At 45.5% G+C, this 17,286-nt stretch carries 11 protein-coding genes and 4 tRNA genes; 5 read left to right on the forward strand and 10 right to left on the reverse strand.

Annotated elements, in window-relative coordinates; all coding sequences use genetic code 11:
* Positions 1 to 100: 100 nt before the first annotated feature.
* Genes QWZ07_RS15915 through QWZ07_RS15925 form a run of 3 tightly spaced genes read left to right on the forward strand, consistent with a single transcriptional unit; the run spans position 101 to position 4,018 of the window.
* Positions 101 to 2,539 (forward strand): DmsA/YnfE/YnfF family dimethyl sulfoxide reductase, encoded by a 2,439-nt coding sequence (locus QWZ07_RS15915; RefSeq protein WP_192852930.1) that lies wholly within the window; start codon positions 101 to 103, stop codon positions 2,537 to 2,539.
* 11 nt (positions 2,540 to 2,550) lie between these two features.
* Positions 2,551 to 3,171: a DMSO/selenate family reductase complex B subunit gene (locus QWZ07_RS15920; protein WP_017106644.1), complete on the forward strand. Its 621-nt coding sequence runs from the start codon at positions 2,551 to 2,553 to the stop codon at positions 3,169 to 3,171.
* Position 3,172: 1 nt separating this feature from the next.
* Entirely contained in the window at positions 3,173 to 4,018 is an 846-nt protein-coding gene (locus tag QWZ07_RS15925; protein ID WP_192852929.1) for a dimethyl sulfoxide reductase anchor subunit family protein, read from the forward strand.
* Between the two features lie 131 nt (positions 4,019 to 4,149).
* On the opposite strand, the gene QWZ07_RS15930 is transcribed toward QWZ07_RS15925, so the two are convergent.
* Positions 4,150 to 5,388, reverse strand: a complete 1,239-nt coding sequence (locus QWZ07_RS15930) for a CinA family nicotinamide mononucleotide deamidase-related protein (RefSeq protein WP_192852928.1) — start codon at positions 5,386 to 5,388, stop codon at positions 4,150 to 4,152.
* A 209-nt stretch (positions 5,389 to 5,597) separates the two neighbouring features.
* Here QWZ07_RS15930 and QWZ07_RS15935 point away from each other — a divergent pair, with 209 nt between their 5' ends.
* Both QWZ07_RS15935 and QWZ07_RS15940 read left to right on the forward strand, forming a co-directional pair.
* Positions 5,598 to 6,506, forward strand: a complete 909-nt coding sequence (locus QWZ07_RS15935; RefSeq protein WP_017110981.1) for a DUF3943 domain-containing protein — start codon at positions 5,598 to 5,600, stop codon at positions 6,504 to 6,506.
* A 253-nt stretch (positions 6,507 to 6,759) separates the two neighbouring features.
* The gene (locus tag QWZ07_RS15940; protein ID WP_017110982.1) at positions 6,760 to 7,272 is read left to right on the forward strand and encodes a glycine cleavage system transcriptional repressor; all 513 of its coding nucleotides are present in this window, start codon (positions 6,760 to 6,762) and stop codon (positions 7,270 to 7,272) included.
* A gap of 103 nt (positions 7,273 to 7,375) precedes the next feature.
* Here the strand turns inward: QWZ07_RS15940 and nspC are convergent, their stop codons facing one another.
* From nspC to uvrC, 9 genes are all read right to left on the reverse strand, one after another.
* Positions 7,376 to 8,509, reverse strand: coding sequence for a carboxynorspermidine decarboxylase (nspC, locus tag QWZ07_RS15945; protein ID WP_192852927.1), 1,134 nt, complete (start codon positions 8,507 to 8,509; stop codon positions 7,376 to 7,378).
* Positions 8,510 to 8,720: 211 nt separating this feature from the next.
* On the reverse strand, positions 8,721 to 9,971 hold the full coding sequence (locus tag QWZ07_RS15950; protein WP_102351012.1) for a carboxynorspermidine synthase: 1,251 nt from the start codon (positions 9,969 to 9,971) through the stop codon (positions 8,721 to 8,723).
* An 8-nt stretch (positions 9,972 to 9,979) separates the two neighbouring features.
* Positions 9,980 to 12,931: a pyridoxal phosphate-dependent class III aminotransferase gene (locus QWZ07_RS15955; protein WP_192852926.1), complete on the reverse strand. Its 2,952-nt coding sequence runs from the start codon at positions 12,929 to 12,931 to the stop codon at positions 9,980 to 9,982.
* Between the two features lie 1,194 nt (positions 12,932 to 14,125).
* A tRNA-Gly gene (locus tag QWZ07_RS15960) sits at positions 14,126 to 14,201 on the reverse strand.
* Positions 14,202 to 14,237: 36 nt separating this feature from the next.
* Positions 14,238 to 14,324 (reverse strand) — tRNA-Leu (locus QWZ07_RS15965).
* Between the two features lie 80 nt (positions 14,325 to 14,404).
* Positions 14,405 to 14,480, reverse strand: a tRNA-Gly gene (locus QWZ07_RS15970).
* Positions 14,481 to 14,507: 27 nt separating this feature from the next.
* A tRNA-Cys gene (locus QWZ07_RS15975) sits at positions 14,508 to 14,581 on the reverse strand.
* A gap of 266 nt (positions 14,582 to 14,847) precedes the next feature.
* On the reverse strand, positions 14,848 to 15,405 hold the full coding sequence (gene pgsA / locus QWZ07_RS15980) for a CDP-diacylglycerol--glycerol-3-phosphate 3-phosphatidyltransferase (protein ID WP_017110986.1): 558 nt from the start codon (positions 15,403 to 15,405) through the stop codon (positions 14,848 to 14,850).
* Between the two features lie 46 nt (positions 15,406 to 15,451).
* Complete coding sequence (uvrC, locus tag QWZ07_RS15985) at positions 15,452 to 17,284, reverse strand: excinuclease ABC subunit UvrC (protein WP_029223550.1); 1,833 nt, start codon at positions 17,282 to 17,284, stop codon at positions 15,452 to 15,454.
* Positions 17,285 to 17,286: the final 2 nt, after the last annotated feature.

Raw genomic sequence — 17,286 nt, forward strand, 5'->3', positions numbered from 1 at the left:
AGCACTTACTTGATTCCTATCAATCAACATTTAAAAATTAAAAGACAAAAACAAAACTACCTATAAAGTGCTAGTCATCAATAACAAAAGGCATCTTAGAATGACGAATAAGAAAGAATCTGGGGTAATGAATCTTACTCGAAGAGGGTTCATGAAAGCTTCTTCTGCGGTAGGTAGCGCAGCAGCTCTCGCGGGCGGCATCGCTTTACCTTTCAAATCCAGACCCGTAGCGGCTGCGGTTGCTGAAAGTGTGGATGAGAAAATCGTATGGAGTGCATGTACGGTAAACTGTGGCTCTCGCTGCCCATTACGTATGCATGTGCAAAACGGTGAAATCAAATACGTAGAAACCGACAACACAGGTACTGACGAATACGGTCATCACCAAGTTCGTGCTTGTCTACGTGGACGCTCTATGCGCCGCCGTGTTTACAACCCAGATCGCCTGAAATACCCAATGAAACGTGTTGGTAAACGTGGTGAAGGTAAATTCAAACGTATTAGCTGGGAAGAAGCTTACGATGAAGTTGCTGGCACCATGCAACGCCTTATCAAAGACTACGGTAACGACACCATCTACCTAAACTACGGTACAGGTACGCTAGGTGGCACTGTCACAAAATCTTGGCCACCAGCACAAACGCTGATTGCTCGTCTAATGAACCTAAGTGGTGGTTACCTGAACCATTACGGTGACTACTCAACAGCGCAAATCGCGAAAGGTTTGAGCTACACCTACGGTGGTTGGGCAGATAACAACTCTTTCTCTGATTTAGAGAACACTAAGCTTAACATCCAATTTGGTAACAACCCTGCAGAGACGCGTATGTCTGGCGGCGGTCTGATCCACCACTACGTAGAAAGCAAAAACAAATCGAACGCAAGAACGATCATCATCGACCCTCGCTACACCGATACTGCTGGCGGCCGCGAAGATCAATGGATCCCAATTCGCCCATCTACCGATGCTGCATTGGTTGCTGGCCTTGCACACGTGATGATCACTGAAGACCTTGTCGACCAACCTTTCCTAGACAAATACTGTGTCGGATACGACGAGAAGACGCTTCCTGCATCAGCACCAAAGAACAGTGACTACAAATCTTACATCCTAGGTTTAGGTGAAGACGGTGTAGAGAAGACGCCAGAGTGGGCTTCTAAGATCACAGGTATTCCAGTTGATACTATCGTCAAGCTTGGCCGTGAGATGGGCACTGCAAAACCGTGTGCAATCCATCAAGGTTGGGGCTTACAACGCACTGCAAACGGTGAGCTAGCTTGTCGTGCAATCGCAATGCTGTCTCTACTAACCGGTTCTGTTGGTGTATCAGGTGGTTCTACTGGTGCTCGTGAAAGTGACATCAATATTCCATTTGTTCGCTTCCCGACTGTGCCAAACCCAGTTGAAACTTCTATCTCGATGTTCATGTGGACAGACGCGATTTACCGTCACCATGAAATGACCGACATCACTGATGGCGTTCGTGGTGCAGACCGCCTTAAGAACCCTATCAAGATGATCTGGAACTATGCAGGTAACTGTATTATCAACCAGCACTCAGACATCAACAAAACACACGAAATTCTTCAAGACGATACCGCGTGTGAAATGATTGTTGTGGTCGATAACCATATGACATCTTCTGCGAAATACGCCGATATCATCCTGCCTGACTTAACAACGTCAGAGCAAGACGACTGGTGTATGGATGGTAAAGCAGCAAACATGCCTTACTTCATCTTCGCGCAGAAAGCGATCGAGCCTCAGTTCGAAGCCAAATCTATCTACGAGATGTGTTCTCAACTGGCGAAACGCATGGGTGTAGAAAAAGAATTCACAGAAGGCCGTACTCAAGAGCAATGGATTGAGCACCTTTACGCGGAAACTCGTAAGAACGATCCAACACTACCAACCTTCGAAGAGATGAAAGAGCTGGGTATCTACAAGCGTAGCTACGACCACCACTACATCGCTTACGAAGATTTCCGTAAAGATCCTGAAGCGAACCCATTGACAACACCAAGTGGCAAGATCGAGATCTACTCAGAGCAACTGGCTGATATCGCGAAGACTTGGAAATTGAAAGAAGACGAAGTGATTCACCCTCTTCCGATTTACGCCGATTCTTTTGAAGGCCACAACGACCCATTAGCAGAGAAGTACCCACTTCAGCTAACGGGTTTCCACTACAAGGCTCGTACTCACTCGACTTACGGCAACGTTGCAGAAATCAAAGCAGCAGCACCACAAGAGTTGTGGATCAACCCTATTGATGCTCAAGAGCGCGGTATTAAAAATGGCGACATGGTGAGTATTTTCAACGACCGTGGCGAAGTTCATATTCCAGCGAAAGTGACACCTAGGATTCTTCCTCGAGTTGTCGCGCTAGGCGAAGGTGCATGGTACGCACCAGATGGTCAGAAGATCGACCATGCAGGCTCTATCAACGTGCTGACCACTCAGCGCCCGAGCCCACTTGCTAAGGGCAACCCTCAGCATACAAACCTAGTTCAAATCAAAGCGCTAACGAAAGCATAAGGTAGGTTGGAATGAAACAATACGGCTTTTACATTGATTCAAGTAAATGCACGGGTTGTAAAACCTGTCAGCTTGCTTGTAAAGATTATAACGATCTAGACATCAAAACGAACTACCGTCGCGTATACGAATACGCCGGTGGTGGCTTCACTCAAGATGGCGATACCTGGGTTCAGAAAGATGTCTTTTCTTACTACCTATCAATCGCTTGTAACCACTGTACTAACCCTGCGTGTGTGAAAGTATGTCCTTCGGGCGCGATGCACAAACGTGATGAAGACGGTTTGGTTGTGGTTGATGAGAGCGTATGTATTGGTTGTCAACACTGTAGCAATGCGTGTCCTTACGGCGCACCGCAATACAATGCGAAGAAAGGTCACATGACCAAATGCGATGGTTGTTACCAACGTGTTTCTGAAGGCAAGCAACCTATCTGTGTTGAGTCTTGCCCACTTCGTGCATTGGAGTTTGGTGAAATCAACACACTTCGCGAGAAGTACGGTTCTGGTGCAGATGTAGCGCCACTGCCATCTTCAAGTGAAACGCTACCAAACATCGTGATTAAACTGAACAAAAACGCGAAGCCTACTGGCGATACCAGTGGTCACCTAGCAAACCCGAAGGAGGTGTAAGATGATTTTTCATGAGTGGTCTTTAATCTTCTTTACGGTGCTGGCGCAAACTGCGGTTGGTGGTTACTTACTGATTGGCGCACGTGCACTGGTACTTAATCATGACGAAGATAAGCTGAACAGCTACAAGGTTCCAATGTTCATTCTGTGGGCATTAATGGGTCTTGGTTTTATGTTCTCGACAACGCACTTGGGTTCTCCATTGCGCGCATTTAACGCTTTTAACCAACTAGGCTCAGCTTGGTTGTCTAACGAAGTATTCTTCGGTGCGGCATTTTTCGCTCTGGGTGGTCTGCAATGGTTACTGTCGGTCGTTAAGAAAGGCGGCATCGCTATCCAGAAAGCAATGATGGTTGGCGCGATGGTGCTGGGTGTTATCTTCATGTACGCGATGATCAGCGTATACATGATCAACACCGTACCGACTTGGGACAACATCTACACGCCACTGAGCTTCATCATGACCATGGTTGTGGGTGGCTTGCTGCTGTCTCAGTTCGTGATTGTATTCGCCAACGACAGTCGCTTTACGGTTGACCGCAACATCACGATGCTGGCTGTTATTGCCGTTGCTATTAGCTTGATTGTGACAGTAGGAAAACTGAACCTAATCGGTGACATCCAAACTTCAGTAGCTAAAGCGTCTGAGTTGGTTGACGGTTTAGGTAGCTATGTGATTCTTCAAGTGGCATTACTGATGGCAAGCTTGCTAGTTTGGATTCTACCTATGCTGAACAAAGCAAAAGTGAACCCAGTAAACCTTGGCTTAGCATTGGTACTGTTCTTAGCTTCAGAACTCATTGGCCGTGGTTTGTTCTACAGCCTACATATGACAAGCGGTTTGTAATCACAGCCCTCTTGTTTAGTTATCTAGAAGGCTAGATAAACTAAAGGCCCAACACCTATTTGGATGTTGGGCCTTTTTATTTGTTCTGATTTAACGTTGGCTCAAGAGGCCTGGTTAACTAAAAGAGCTGCTTACTTGATGATAGCTGAAGGAATAAACATGTCTTTCAATCGCTTAACCGAAGAGTAAGTGCCAAACATAGGTTTGTTGTCTAAGTGTCTTCTCAGCATATCTGCGGCAACGGTTTTGATAATGGTGCGCGCATCTTCACGATTGTACTGGCGGTAGAACTCAAGCACTTGGCCCCACTCACCCGCTTCGCTCGATAGTGCAATGCTGAATGTGTTGCCTTCCAACTTACCCGTCACCAAGGCTAATTCAGTACCGCATTTCTCTCTAGTTGCGCCAGCCAGTGCAAAGGTTGCGGCTAATGGATCGCTCTTTTCGAGTTCACCCTCTTTTGGTTCTGCCATGACCCAAGAATGCCCAAAACAATCTTCAACCTGCTCATTCGATTGTAACCAAGCCGACAATGCGCCTTTGGTCGACACTTCAGACACAGACAAAGTTTTCTTTCTCTCTGCCATGATGTGGCCAATATGGTCAATCATCGGCTCATCAACACTGACGACATTACTCTCTAACAGCTTGTACACCATTTGCAGCAGCTTAACGCGGGTTTCTAAGCCAGACTTAGGGCCAAACAGTTTAACTTCAATGAAAGGTAAATAAGAGCGATAACCCAACTCATAACCTTCAGGCAGTTTCAATTGATCCAACACATCAGAGATACCCGACTCAGATAAGCCAAATGTAAATAGACGACTGCACTCAGAAGCAACCACTTGTGGATAAGCGCGCGACAAATCAGGAAGAATCTCAAACGTCACCATGCGTTTGAATTCACTCGGAACACCGGGAGTGAAATAGAACGTCGCATCATTGATTTTCAGCTTGAAGCCACATGCAGTGCCAACTGGGTTATCGACGATCTCTGAACTTGCTGGCAACAAGGCTTGTTTAAGATTGCTGTCAGGCATCGGCATACCACGTCCAGAAAACATCTCTTCCATGCGATCTAGCCATTCAGGGAACATGACTAATTTCTGCTCTGACGCTGCTGCAGCGGCAGCCGCACTCATGTCATCCGTTGTTGGCCCTAAACCGCCATTGACGATAACCACATCATAGTTAAAGCTCAGCATCAGCAGTTCTTCAATGAGAGCATTCATTTGGTCACCCACAGTGGAACGTTTGGCGAGAGCAAAGCCGTGTTGGTAAAACTCTCCAGACATCCAAGCTGCGTTTGTGTCTACAATGTCTCCATGAAGAACTTCTTCACCTGTGCTTAACATTGCGATTTTCGTCATATTTCTATCCCTTGTGGTCATAAAAAGACACTGCATTATTCATAAACTGGTCTATGGTTGAATTTGAGACATTCCAGCTTTTCACAAATATTATTAATGTTAAATCTAAGGTTTTCTTAGGAAAAGCGACAAATTATTAGTTCCCTAAATCAGGCATTTAATAGATAATTGTGACTCTGATCAATTCTTAACTTCTCATGGAGACCCTTGTGGCCAAATCACCGTTACTAGCGAAGGTTACTGCTGCATTTTCAATGCTAATGTCAGTTAACTCGGTTGCAAGCCAATACGACTTCGACCAGCCAATCAACCTTTCTTATTCGGATGAATGTGCTCAAGACTACTGTGTTAATGATAGCTTGTACACCTACAAGCCAAGTGCCAATTACGCACTGAGCGAATCAAGTGATGAATACGACTTCTCAATCCAACAACCAAAACATATGTTGGTGAGTCAAGAGAAGGATTGGGATTATCTAATGGGTCAAACCTACACTATTCTTGGTTTAAGTGTCGCGACAGTGGGTCTAATGACTCTGCTACCTGAAAGTATCACTAAGTGGGATGATGACCAACGTGATATCAGCTCATTAGGTAAAAAGTGGAAAGATAACGTGTCTGAAGGCCCAGTATGGGACCGCGATGAACACTTCCTAAACTACGTGATGCACCCATATTTTGGTGGTGTTTACTACACCGCAGCTCGACACGCAGGTTACGATGAGTTTGAGTCTTTCTTATACTCTTGGACCATGTCGACGTTCTTCTGGGAATACGGTGTAGAAGCATTCGCTGAAGTACCTTCTTGGCAAGATCTGTTCATCACACCATTCTTTGGTGCGGTTGTCGGTGAATTGATGCTAGAAGCTGAGCAAGACATTGTGGCTTCAGGTGGCGAAGTGATGGGCTCTCAAACCATGGGCGATGTTTCTCTATTCTTCCTAAACCCTGTTGGCCATATCCACTACTGGGTAAGTGACGCTTGGGGTGGTGATGCAGAAGTTAACCTGAACACCAACCCTTGGTGGGATAACCAAGATGCAGCAAGGTTCGCATACGATGCAGGTGCACCTTATGACTCTCAGTTTGTTGGTATGAACTTTAAAGTTACGTTCTAAAATAGCTTTCAGTCTCTGAACTCTAAGTTACTGCATTCCCAGTAACAACGACGACTCTTCTAAAAAGCGGCTCTCTAGCCGCTTTTTTTGTGCCCTACTCTCCATTCTCTTTTTTTGCATCACAGCTTAGTTTCAAAAATTGACGCAGGTCAAACATTGTTCGATGTAAACTTCTACACTGAAATTAAAGAACTTTATCGCGTGATATCAAACATTTAATTAGCAACGATTAATTGAGACTTTGGGGGCTGATATGAACAGTACATTTATCGTAAACTTTATCGGAAAAGCATCACCAGCAACAATCAAGCAACTTGCTGCGGTTACTCACGAAAACGACGGGAAATGGCTCATTAGTAAAGTTAACTTTATTGAAGACCAAGTCGCAGGCGTACTCAAGGTTCAACTTCCAGCCATCAACGAATCGATTGTGAAAGAAGCTTTCAGCGCCAATGCTGATCTTATCGTGCAGTTTGTTGATTCAGACCATACTCACAACGCACAAGATACGATCCATCACCTACGACTCGACTCTAACGACCGAGCTGGCATAGTGAATGAAGTAACACACGTGTTAGACAGACAAGGCATCAGCATTCTAGATATGGATTGTCACCGCGTGTTTATCGCCGGAGGCGGTGGTGTTAGCTCTAGTTTATTTACTTCCAAGATTGCCGTTAAGCTACCAATCGAAGTTTTGATTGATGATGTAGTCAACGAATTGGAAACGCTTAGCGAAGATACTCGCGTGATTATTGAAAGCTAACTGGTAATTGTTGTAGCTAATGATTGTAGCTAATGGCTATACCAAAAAATAAAAAAGAGCAGCTCATCGGCTGCTCTTTTTATTGTTCTGAAGTAAGATTTCGCTACTTAACCGACCATTGCGACAATGAGCGTTTGAAGTCTTCATAGCCGAATTCATTTAGCTTCTGAACTTCGCCACTGCTACGTTCGCAGTAGATTGATGGCATTTTTAGGCCATTGAACCAGTTTAGTTTCACCATGGTGTAACCCGCACTGTCTAACAGATGCAGTCTTTGACCAATTTTCAGTGGCTCTTCAAAGCTTGCTTCACAGAACTGATCGCCTGCAAGGCATGAACATGAACCAATCACGTAGTCATGATTGCCGTTTTCAGACGCTTCGAATACCGACGCTGGTTCATTGTAGATAAGCGTATCAAGGCGATGAGCTTCGGTTGCTGAATCCACAATTGCAGTTTTCTTTACGTTCTCAACAATATCAACCACAGTCACAACTAAGTCAGTCGTCTTAGTGATGATGGCTTCACCCGGCTCTAGGTACATCTGCACGCCGTGTTTTTCAGAGAAGGCTTTTAGCGCAAGACCCAGTCTCTCGATGTCATAACCCGGCCATGTGAAGAACACACCTCCGCCCATGCTCACCCAGTCCAACTTATCTAAGTGCTCACCAAACTGCTCTGAGATTGAATCAAGCAAACCGATAAATGCATCGACGTCTTTGTTCTCACAGTTCATGTGGAACATCACACCATTAATCTCATCGAAGATCTCTGGTTTAATGTGATCTGCTTGCACACCCAAACGCGAGAATTGACGCGCTGGGTTAGCCAAGTCTTGTCCTGCGTAGCTCACGCCCGGATTTAAACGTAAACCCAATGAAGCTTTACCTTCAACAATATGACGGTAAGCAGCAAGTTGGCTTTGAGAGTTGAAGATCATCTTATCGCAGATATCCGCAACTTCTCTCACGTCATCTTCGCTGTAACCGACACTGTAAGCGTGCGTCTCACCACCAAAGGTTTCGTGGCCAAGCTTGACTTCGTATGGGCCAGAGCTTGTCGTGCCATCGAGGTAAGGCTTGATGATGTCAAACACACCCCATGTCGAGAAGCACTTCAGTGCCAACACCAACTTCACACCTGAAATCTCTTTCAGCTGCTTAGCTATCTCTAAATTCGCAATCAACTTGTCTTCGTTGATCATGAAATAAGGCGTTTTTAGTTCGTTGTTTTGCATGTTAATACCTTGCGGCCCTCGAGTTCCCGAAGGCACATGATAATCGAACAAAGCCGACGCAACAGCATCGGCTTGTAATTATACGTTCTCGTCAATCATATGACTTTGAATGGAATTCGCAGAGCTTTGACCTTGTCGCTAGGACATCGCGCGGAGTTTACGAACGTAAATGAGCACGATGGACAACGCGACGAGGGCAAAGAGCCAGAAATTACTTCAAAGTGTGGATCAGAGGTAAACCGACTGTCGGCTCTAGCTCTTGAACATGCCAGTCTAGACCGATTTCAGGCATCGTTGCTAGGAACGGGTCTGGGTTTAGCTGTTCCATGTTGAACACGCCTTTATCAGCCCATTCGCCACGGAAGAACTGAAGTGCAGCAGTAATCGCAGGAACACCCGTAGTGTAAGAAATCGCTTGGTGCTCTACGTCTTCGTAAGCCACTTCGTGGTCTGCGTTATTGTAGATGAAGACACTGCGCTCTTTACCGTCTTTCTTACCTTGAACCCACGTACCGATACACGTTAAACCTGTGTAACCCGGAGCTAGAGATGTTGGATCTGGTAGTAGTGCTTTAAGAACATGTAGAGGCTGAACCACAGTGCCGTCATGTAGCGTTAGCGGATCTGGGCTAAGAAGACCGATATCACGCATGCAGTTGAAGTAGTTCAGGTATGCATCACCAAAGCCCATCCAGAATTCGATACGCTTAGCTGGGATGAACTCTTTCATTGAACGCACTTCATCGTGTGCCATTGAGTAAACTTTGTGAGAACCACAGTTCGGGAATTCAAACTCAAGCATACGAGAGTGACAAGGTACTTGTTTCCACTCTTCATTTTCCCAGTAGAAAGAATCGCCTTGGATCTCAAGCATGTTGGTTTCTGGGTCAAAGTTTGTCGCAAACTTCTTGCCATGGTCGCCAGCATTCACGTCCATTACGTCAATTGAGTCAATCTCATCGAACAAGTGCTTAACCGCGTACGCAGCAAAGATTGATACCACACCTGGATCGAAACCCGCGCCAAGAATACCTGTGATGCCCGCTTCTGCGAACTTCTCACGGTAGCCCCACTGCCAATCATAAGCTTGTGGTACTTGTTGGCCTTCAGAACATAGATCAACCGCAACCGATGTATCTAAATAAGATACTTTCGATTGGTAACACGCTTCCATGATCGCCATGTTTACCCAAGGAGGACCAGCGTTGATCACTAGATCAGGCTTAACTTCTTTAATCAAAGCAACAAGTGCATCAACATCGTCAGCGTCTACTGAACGAGCTTCTAGTTTCTTAGTAGAATCTTTAAGGTTGTTTTTGCCCTTGATAGATTCGATGATTTTTTCACACTTCGCGATTGTGCGAGAAGCGATTGTGATATCACCCAGTACTTCGTTATTTTGTGCTGCTTTGTGTGCAACAACCCAACCAACGCCGCCTGCACCAATTTGTAGAATAGCCATAGTTTTAATTACCCTTGTTGTTCTGCTAGCTCAATGGCTAGAGTTTGAATTTTGTTAATTAAAGATTTGAAATCTGATGTCGTTAAGCACGGATTCAAGATAGTGAATTTCAGCGCGCTTTTACCATCAACGACCGTTTCGCCAAGTACTGCAACGCCACGAGTCAGCGCCTCCAGTCTTAACGTCTGATTCAGTTTGTCTAAATCAAGAACGCCGTTTGCTGATAGCTCGTTGTTCGGTACCGCACGGAACAGCACAGTCGACAGTGACGGCTCAGCAAGCAACTCGAAATCGTCATGCTTCTGAATCAGATCGGCTACCTCAAGCGTCTGCTCTAGAAGGTGGTCGTACATATCACCCAGTTGCTTTGGTCCAACGCTTTGCATCGTCATGAAGACTTTCAGTGCATCGAAACGCTTGGTGGTAGCGATAGACTTATCGACTAGATTTGGCAGCTCATCGTGCTCGCGATTCAAGTAATCTGCGTGATGCAGTAAGTACTTAAAGTTCGCTTTGTCTTTGAGAAGCACTGCGCCACAGCTGATGGTTTGGAAGAACAACTTGTGGAAGTCGACACTCACTGAGTCCGCTTTTTCGATACCTTTTAAACGAGCTTTGTGGCTACTTAAGATAAGCGCGCCACCGTAAGCACTGTCGACATGGAACCAAAGGCCTTGTTGGTTGGCGATGTCAGCAATCACTTCAAGATCATCAATAGCACCGTGATCGGTAGTACCCGCAGTACCAACAACAGCAAAAGGAATCAACCCTTGAGCTTTAAGTGCTGTCACTTCTGCGTCTAGCAAGTCAGGCTTGATCGTGCCATTGGCGTTGGTATCAACACAGCACACTGCCGCTTCACCCAACCCGAGTAGCGAGGCAGACTTTTGAACCGTGAAGTGAGATTTCTTTGAACATAAGATACGCAGCTTGCTTGCGTATTCTGGTAAGCCAAGCTTTTGGATTGAGTGGCCATTGTGCTTATCCGCAACCCAGTCTCTCGCGAGCAATAAACCCATTAGGTTACTTTGCGTGCCACCGCTGGTGAAAACACCGTCAGCTTGTGCGCCAAGTTGGTATTTTTCACACATCCAATCCACCACTCGTTGTTCAACATAAGTCGCAGCAGATGCTTGGTCCCATGAATCCATTGATTGATTCAACGCCGCGATAATCGATTCCGCTGCTACCGAAGCCATAAGAGGTGGAGTGTGAAGGTGTGCAATGCAATCTGGGTGCTGCACGAAGATGGAGTTTGCAGCGACAAGGTCTGCAGTGCTATCTACAACATCAACCAAAGCGTGTTGATTGTTATCGAGATCAACAGCATTGATAGCAGCTTCTAGCACTTTGGGGTCTAAACCCGAATAAGGGGTTTCAACTTGTTCAAAAACGGCTTTCATCGCTTGAGTGGTTTGGTTCATCACGCTAGCAAATTCGTCGCTACCGCCTAAACCTGTCTGGATGAAATGCTTATTCCATTCTTGGTTAGTTTGTTCGCTTGAAGCTGGGTCTTGTTGTAAACCACCACCCGCTGCGATGATCGCTTCTTCCATGACGCGCAGTGCAAAGTCGATCTGCTCGAAAGAGATAATCATTGGCGGAAGGAAACGAATTACTGAACCATCACGACCACCCTTTTCAACCATCAAGCCGCGCTCTAGTGCTGCTCGTTGAATCGCTAGAGTTAACTCGCCGTCTGATTGTGGTTCGCCAAACTTGTTAAGCTCACCATTTGGTTGCTTGATCTCAGCACCGAGCATCAAGCCTTTACCGCGAACTTCAGCAATACAGTTCACACGCGATTGAATCTTCTCAAGCCCATGACGTAAATATTGGCCTGCGATGTTCGCGTGCTCAACCAAACCATCACGTTCGATGATTTCCAACGCCTTAGCGCCAGATACCATTGCCAACTGATTACCACGGAATGTGCCAGTGTGCTCACCCGCTTTCCAAGTATCGATGCTCTTATCAAACACAAGCAACGACATAGGCAGTCCGCCACCAATCGCTTTAGACAAGCACAAGATATCAGGATTAACACCTGATTCTTCAAACGCAAAGCGATTGCCGGTTTTACCCACACCACACTGAATTTCATCAAAAATCAGTAGGATGCCATGCTCATCACATATGCGACGTAGACCTTGTAGCCAAGACGCCGGAGCTGGAATCACACCGCCCTCACCTTGTACAGGCTCAACGATCATCGCGGCAGGTTTCATGATGCCAGATTCGTCGTCATTCAACATACGCTCGATGTAACGAATGCTCGCGTTAGCACCCGCTTCACCACCAATACCAAACGGGCAACGAAGGTTGTATGGGAAAGGCATAAAATGTACGTCAGACATTAAGCCGCTGCGACGTTCTTTGGTGCCAAGGTTACCCATCATGCCCATGGTGCCGTTAGTCATACCATGGTAAGCACCACGGAAAGCAAACATGGTGTTGCGACCTGTAGTTTGCTTGGCTAGCTTGATCGCGGCTTCCACAGCATCAGCGCCAGACGGGCCACAGAATTGAAGAACCGAGTTCGTTGAAAAGTCTTGAGGGAGAAAAGCTTTAACTCGCTTGATAAACGTCTCTTTTGCTTGAGTCGTAATATCAAGAGTCTGGTATGGCAAACCTGAATCGAGTTGGTCTTTAAGTGCTTGGTTAATCTCAGGGTGGTTGTAACCCAGAGAAAGTGTACCTGCACCGGCCAAGCAATCGAGAAAGAGTTGGCCACGAGTATCTTCAACTAAAACACCACATGCTCGTTTAATAGCAATCGGTAGGCGTCTTGGGTATGAACGAACATCCGATTCATGCTGTTCTTGCTCAAGCAAAATAGCATCGGGTGTTAGGTCGTAAGTTCCCTCTACGATAGGAACCATAGTTGAAAATGAATTTGCGATAGTATTAATATCGACTTCAAAGGCGGTAGTCATAAAAGTCCCCTTGAATGTGTTCATACTCACCTCCATCAGACGCAACTGCACACCGTCCCTCTATTGATTTAGAGAGAATTCATAGTGAAACACGCGTATTGTCTAGAAATGAGATATAGCTGTACGCTCGCATAAGTCAAATGACGAATACGAAATTAGGCCGTCTTAGGACAGCAAAAATTAGTTAGCGTGAGCTCAAGGTTCAGTAATGCTACTGTTTTGAAGAATTGGACATTTGTGCAGTATCGGACAGCTATGAAGAACTGGCCCTTTTGGAAATGCAGAGCTGATTAGCAATGTTGTTATTAGTGTGTTCAATGTTGGGTTTCCCATTAGCATGGCGAATTGCGCCATAAGTATCCCGTCTATCAGCTAAAGGCTAGCTGATACCTACCCTACGTAATGTCCCAATCAGCAAGAATGGTCACTACGCGTATCCCCCAGAAGCAATCGTTGCTCTTCTTGAACATTGTTCATTCCGAGATTGCGCGGGAAAATAACATAAAGTGAAATGAACGATCAATAGTTTTTAATAATCGCTTGATAAATAGGAGCGGTGACTGACAAATTGCTGAAAATATCGTCAACACTATCGTTGGGGAAAGAGATCCCCGGTTCATTCGTTCCTCATGCCCGAGGATGACGACGTAAGTATACAAGCTATGTTAGAGAGACTTCGAGAGTATTGCGCCTTTCCGTTACTCCCAGTATGAGGAGCTGGCTCATAAAGATCCCTTACATCATGTCGTTATATTGCTTTATTCAAGACGCTATCTGATGCAATAGGTTAAACACTAGTTAGTCAGCAGGCGATAAGTAGATCCCCGGTTCGCTCGTTCCTCAGCCTGAGGATGACGAAGCGGGTATACAAACGTTGCTAGTGAGGCTTTGAGATCTCAGCATCCTTTCGTCACTCACTAGTACGAAGAGCGAGTTCATAGGGAGTCTCGCTGTTAACGAGCCTTAAAAGCCAACAAAGTAATAAGATGAGTCAAGCCTCAGAGGTCATTTGAGCACAAACGTCATTCCCTAGCACGAGGAACGAGTTCATAGGGAATCTCGCTTTTAAAAGCTAAGTAATGTAAACGAACTTGATAGCGACGTTTTTAGATAGAAAAGAAGTTTGAGTGTGTGTTCAAACAGAAAGAGGAATAACGCATAAAAATCAGAACGGCAGAAACCAAAAAGCCCGAACATTTCTGTTCGGGCTTTTTAATTTGGAGCGATACATCGGGTTCGAACCGATGACCTCAACCTTGGCAAGGTTGCGCTCTACCAACTGAGCTAGTATCGCATTTGCTACATCCGTTAAGACATAGACTTTAATAGATGGTGCCCCGGGCCGGACTTGAACCGGCACAGCGCGAACGCCGAGGGATTTTAAATCCCTTGTGTCTACCAATTCCACCACCAGGGCACGCAATTCTTTATTGCGATGCCGATTACTGAAAAGTAAAACACCATCTTAATGCTGACGCCAATCAACATTACAAATTTTGGAGCGATACATCGGGTTCGAACCGATGACCTCAACCTTGGCAAGGTTGCGCTCTACCAACTGAGCTAGTATCGCATTTTCATTACTCTACGAAAGAGATAATGGAGGCGCCTCCCGGAGTCGAACCGAGGTCCACGGATTTGCAATCCGCTGCATAGCCACTCTGCCAAGGCGCCTTAGTAACTCCAATCGAATCGCTTATTGCCATCCTCTTGGGTACGGGATGCATTCTACGGATTCGAGCGTTTGAGTCAATATTATTTTTGTATTTTTAATTCGTTTGAATAGATTTCATACGAAACAGGCTAAATAGCTGACTTTGTGTGCAAAGCACTTTGTGGACAGGCTATTCAAAGGAGATCTATATCACATTAGATATCCACTATTGATAACTTAACCTTAGGTTAAAGATCAAAAAAGCGAGCCTCAGCTCGCTTCTTCATCAATGGTGTTTTTCGTCTAACAAATCATCTTTGGCGGCCATCAAGTATTGCGCCATTGACCAGTAAGTAAGAACGGTTGCAACATAGAGTGCAATGTAACCCACCCAAATCATCCAGTCGTCGTATCGCCAGATAAGTACCCAAAGAGCAAACATCTGAGAAACAGTTTTGACTTTACCAACCCAAGATACCGCAACGCTTGCACGTTTGCCGATTTCAGCCATCCATTCACGAAGCGCCGAAATGATAATTTCACGACCAATCATGGTCACCGCAGGAATAGTCACCCAGATCGAGTGGTAATGCTCGGTAACTAAGATAAGAGCAGTAGCAACAAGCACTTTATCCGCCACAGGGTCAATAAAGGCACCAAAGCGAGACGTTTGTCCGAGTTTACGAGCCAGCATGCCATCTAGCCAGTCAGTAAAACCCGCTACCCAAAACACCATTGCAGCAGCAAAAGGAGCCCATTCATAAGGTAGGTAAAAAACAACAACGAATACTGGGATTAAAAATAGTCTCAGTAAGGACAAAATGTTAGGTATATTCAAACGCATATTATTAGGCTCTTATCAATTGCGCTTTAATGGTGCGGGATTTTTACTATTGTTTCAATGCTTGATAAATGTTTTCTGCCAAAGAATGACTAATGCCCGGCACTTTGGCTATTTCTTCGACAGTTGCACGCTTAAGTTCTTGTAAGCCACCCATATATTTCAACAAAGATTGACGACGTTTCGGCCCTACCCCTTCGATTCCTTCCAAAGCACTGGTTCGGCGAGTTTTACCTCGTTTCGCTCTGTGCCCTGCTATCGCATGATTATGACTTTCATCACGGATATGCTGGATAAGGTGCAACGCTGGTGCATCGCTTGGTAAGTTAAATTCCTCACCTTCAAGAGTAACTAAGGTTTCTAAACCCGGCTTGCGGGTCACACCTTTCGCGATACCCATCATTCTTGGTCGAAATGGCCAATCACCCCAATATTGAGAAACAATCTCGTGAGCACGATTCAGTTGCCCCTTGCCACCATCGATAAAGATGATATCTGGGATCTTATCGACATCGAGTTGTTTGGAATAGCGTTTCTCAAGGGCCTGAGCCATCGCCGCGTAATCATCACCTCCAGTAATTCCGGTGATGTTGTAACGACGGTATTCGGGTTTAACAGGGCCTTCCTGATTGAACACCACACAAGACGCTATCGTACTTTCACCCATGGTATGACTGATATCAAAACATTCCATCCGTTTAATCACATCCATCGACAACACTTCTTGAAGCTCTTTGAAGCGCTGATTGATGGTCATCTTATGATTAATTTTGGTGGTAATTGCCGTTAGCGCGTTGGTATTCGACAATTTGAGGTAACGCCCACGAGTGCCAGAAGGATTAGTATTGAAGTGAATCTTACGACCTGCAACTTCACACAAGGCTTCTTGAATCGGAGTGACATCTTCCATCAAATCGGCATTAAGAATTAAACGCGTTGGGATAGTTCTTGCTTCATTATGCGCCAAATAATATTGACTTAAAAAGCTCGAAAAGACCTCTTCTCGCACCGTATTGTTGGGAATTTTAGGGAAATGGCTTCGACTGCCCAAGACTTTACCTTGGCGAATCATCAAGATATGGATACAAGCAACGCCGTTCTCTTGGGCAAATCCGAGAACGTCCATATCTTCCATAGAATCGTCAGATACGTACTGTTGCTCTTGTACACGTCGAATCGCTTGGATTTGATCGCGGAAAGCAGCAGCTTGTTCAAAGCGAAGCTCTCGACTTGCCTTGTCCATCTTGTCGATGAGCGTTTCAAGTACGAGCTTATCCTTCCCTTGAAGGAACAAACGAACGTAGTCGATAAGCTCGCTGTACTCTTCATCAGAGATAATAGAGCTAACACAAGGCGCTGCACAACGACCAATCTGGTACATCAAACACGGGCGTGTTCTGTTCGCATAAACCGTGTCTTCACACTGGCGAGCAGGAAAAATCTTTTGTATTAGGTGTAGCGTCTCACGCACAGCGCCGGAATCAGGGTAAGGACCAAAGTATTCGCCCTTTTTCTTCTTAGCACCACGATGCATCGACAAACGAGGATGCTTGTGACCGCTAATGAAAATATAAGGGTACGACTTATCATCACGCAGAAGTACGTTGTATTTCGGTAAGTACTGCTTAATGTAGTTATGCTCAAGGATAAGAGCTTCTGTTTCCGTGTGCGTTACAGTGACATCGATTTTGTCGATATTGCTGACTAAAGCGCGTGTTTTTTCACTGTCGACTTTTTTACGGAAATAACTGGAAAGGCGTTTTTTGAGGTTCTTAGCTTTACCGACGTAGATAACAACAGCCTCGGCGTTATACATCCGATAAACGCCGGGCTGTTCTGTTACTGTCTTAAGGAATGAGACTGAGTCAAACAAGTTGGTCACTA

The organism is Vibrio lentus (genome assembly GCF_030409755.1).
GTDB lineage: Bacteria > Pseudomonadota > Gammaproteobacteria > Enterobacterales > Vibrionaceae > Vibrio > Vibrio lentus.

Coding starts and splice junctions, on each gene's coding strand:
- QWZ07_RS15915 (WP_192852930.1), top strand. CDS start 101: ATGACGAATAAGAAAGAATCTGGGGTAATGAATCTTACTCGAAGAGGG.
- QWZ07_RS15920 (WP_017106644.1), top strand. CDS start 2,551: ATGAAACAATACGGCTTTTACATTGATTCAAGTAAATGCACGGGTTGT.
- QWZ07_RS15925 (WP_192852929.1), top strand. CDS start 3,173: ATGATTTTTCATGAGTGGTCTTTAATCTTCTTTACGGTGCTGGCGCAA.
- QWZ07_RS15930 (WP_192852928.1), bottom strand. CDS start 5,388: ATGACGAAAATCGCAATGTTAAGCACAGGTGAAGAAGTTCTTCATGGA.
- QWZ07_RS15940 (WP_017110982.1), top strand. CDS start 6,760: ATGAACAGTACATTTATCGTAAACTTTATCGGAAAAGCATCACCAGCA.
- nspC (WP_192852927.1), bottom strand. CDS start 8,509: ATGCAAAACAACGAACTAAAAACGCCTTATTTCATGATCAACGAAGAC.
- QWZ07_RS15950 (WP_102351012.1), bottom strand. CDS start 9,971: ATGGCTATTCTACAAATTGGTGCAGGCGGCGTTGGTTGGGTTGTTGCA.
- QWZ07_RS15955 (WP_192852926.1), bottom strand. CDS start 12,931: ATGAACACATTCAAGGGGACTTTTATGACTACCGCCTTTGAAGTCGAT.
- pgsA (WP_017110986.1), bottom strand. CDS start 15,405: ATGCGTTTGAATATACCTAACATTTTGTCCTTACTGAGACTATTTTTA.